This window comes from Hoeflea sp. BAL378 (genome assembly GCF_000759435.1).
Taxonomy (GTDB): domain Bacteria; phylum Pseudomonadota; class Alphaproteobacteria; order Rhizobiales; family Rhizobiaceae; genus Hoeflea.
The window spans coordinates 1-2,390 of sequence record NZ_JRJG01000221.1; the positions used below are offsets into that span (position 1 = coordinate 1).

General features: G+C 66.4%; 3 protein-coding genes. 1 reads left to right on the plus strand and 2 read right to left on the minus strand.

From position 1 onward, the window contains the following. Positions 1 to 28: 28 nt before the first annotated feature. Both LL06_RS25405 and LL06_RS25410 read right to left on the minus strand, forming a co-directional pair. Positions 29 to 913: a prephenate dehydratase gene (locus LL06_RS25405; protein WP_035533685.1), complete on the minus strand. Its 885-nt coding sequence runs from the start codon at positions 911 to 913 to the stop codon at positions 29 to 31. 29 nt (positions 914 to 942) lie between these two features. Further along, on the minus strand, positions 943 to 1,689 hold the full coding sequence (locus LL06_RS25410) for a 3-deoxy-manno-octulosonate cytidylyltransferase (protein ID WP_035533681.1): 747 nt from the start codon (positions 1,687 to 1,689) through the stop codon (positions 943 to 945). 173 nt (positions 1,690 to 1,862) lie between these two features. Between LL06_RS25410 and LL06_RS25415 the strand changes: the two genes are divergently transcribed. Continuing rightward, on the plus strand, positions 1,863 to 2,390 hold a 528-nt coding region (locus tag LL06_RS25415), incomplete at its 3' end, for a cytochrome c family protein (RefSeq protein WP_035533683.1).

The following is a 2,390-nucleotide window of genomic DNA, read 5'->3' on the forward strand; positions in this document are numbered from 1 at the left end:
GCCTGCGCCCGGCGCCGCCGGACGCGCCTCAGCCTTCGGCCTCTTCGTCGTGGCTGCCGTTCTGCGCCAGCCGGAACGGATGCGCCGGGTAGACGCCCAGGATCCTGAGTTCCTTGGAGAAAAAGGCGAGCTCGTCCATGGCGCGGGCCACCGGAGGCTCGTCCGGGTGGCCCTGGATGTCGGCGTAGAACTGGGTGGCGAAGAACTTGCCGCCGATCTGATAGCTTTCGAGCTTGGTCATGTTGACGCCGTTGGTGGCAAATCCCCCCATCGCCTTGTAGAGCGCGGCGGGAATGTTGCGCACCCTGAAGACGAAGGTGGTGACCACCACCTCGTCGGCCACCGGGCGCGGCGCATAGGCGGCCTCGCGCGACAGCACCACGAAGCGGGTGACGTTGGTCTCGGTGTCCTCGACATTTTCTTCAAGGATGGTGAGGCCGTAGAGGTCGGCCGCCAGCCGCGGCGCCAGCGCCGCCATGGTGCGGTCGTTGCTCTCGGAGACCAGCCGGGCGGCGCCCGCGGTGTCGCCGGCGACCACGGCCTTCCAGCCATTGGCGCGCACCACCTTGCGGCACTGGCCGACGGCGTGGACATGGCTGTGCACGGTGCGGATCTCCGAGCGGTCGACGCCAGGCAGCGCCATGAGCTGGAAATGGATCGGCATGAAATATTCGCCGACGATGTGCAGCCGCGATTCGGGCAGCAGGTGATGGATGTCGGCGACCCGGCCGGCGATGGTGTTCTCGATCGGGATCATCGCCAGATCCGCCTCGCCCTGCTCCAGCGCGTTGAACGCATCCTCGAAGGTGGCGCAGGGCAGCGGCTCCATGTCGGGAAACATGTCGCGGCAGGCCATGTCGGAATTTGCGCCAAACTCGCCCTGGAAGGCGATGCGGTTGGTGGATACTGTCATCATGAATGTCCGTGTTGAGGAATGCGCGTCTATTTCGGCGCCAGGATGTGGCGGGCGCGTTCAAGATCGGCGGGAGTATCGACACCGAGCGGAACGGAGTCAACGATGGCTGCGTCGATGCGCATGCCGTCCTCGAGCGCCCGCAATTGCTCGAGCGATTCGCGCCGCTCGAGCGTCGAGGGCGCGAGCGAGACGAAGCGCTCGAGCGCCGGCCGGCGCCAGGCATAGAGCCCGATATGGTGATAGAGCGGTCCTTCGCCCCAGGGCGCGGTGGCGCGGGTGAAATAGAGCGCCCGCAGCAGCCCCGGGCCGATCGGCGTGCCGACGATCTTGACGATGTTCGGGTTGGTCCGGTCCGCCTCGTCGGTGATCTCGACGGCCAGCGTGGCGAGATCGGCCGGCGAATCCCGAAGCGGCAGGGCGGCGCGACGAATGGTCTCGGGTTCGATGGCGGGAATGTCGCCCTGGACATTGAGGATGATCCGGGCCCGGCCCTCCGGGTCCATCCTGCAGGCCGCCTCGAACACCCGGTCCGATCCGGACTGGTGGTCGTCGCGGGTCATGACGGCCTCGAAGCCGGCCGCCTCGACGGCGCTGGCGATCTCGCGGGAGTCCGTCGCCACCGCCACCCGGCCGATGTCGGCCAGCGCCGCCTGGCGCGCCACCCGGACCACCATCGGCTGGCCGCCGATGTCGGCCAGCGGCTTGCCCGGCAGCCGGGCCGATGCCATCCGGGCGGGGATAATGACGAGCGTCTGCTCCTGAACTGTAGCCATCTGGGGCATTGATCCTTGGTTGCGTGGCGCGATAGTCCGATAGTTTCGCCGCCACGGTCACAAACGGTGTTGCAACAGACTTGCAAAAGACATAGGTTCCGCGCGATTTCAAGACTGGTTCGGGTATTGCGGGAAACTGGGCTGGACACCGAACCGAAACGGAGCGAGGGAACATGAACTCCACGTATTTCAACTCGGCAGCGGGCGCCGTTCTGGCGATCCTGTTTGTTGTGATGACCCTTTCGATAGTTTCGGAGGCGATCTACGAAACGCCGGCCCCGGAAACCCAAGGCTTTGCGATCGCGGTCGCCGAAGGCGGCGGCGATGCGCCCGCAGCCGAGGAAGCAGCCGCTCCCGAGGCCATCGCCCCGCTGCTCGCCAGCGCCGATGTCGCCAGCGGCGAAAGCACGTTCAAGAAGTGCGCCGCCTGCCACACCAACGACGCGTCCAACGCCAACAAGGTCGGCCCCGGCCTGTGGAACATCGTCAACCGTCCGGTCGCCACGCATGAGGGCTTCAATTACTCCCCCGCCATGGTCGAGTTCTCGCAGGACGGCTCCGTGGTCTGGGATTACCAGCACCTGAGCGATTTCCTCGCAGCCCCGAAGAAGCACATTCCCGGCACCGCAATGGGCTTCGCCGGCCTCAAGAAGGTCGACGAGCGCGCCGATGTGATCGCCTATCTTCGCACCCTGGCGGAC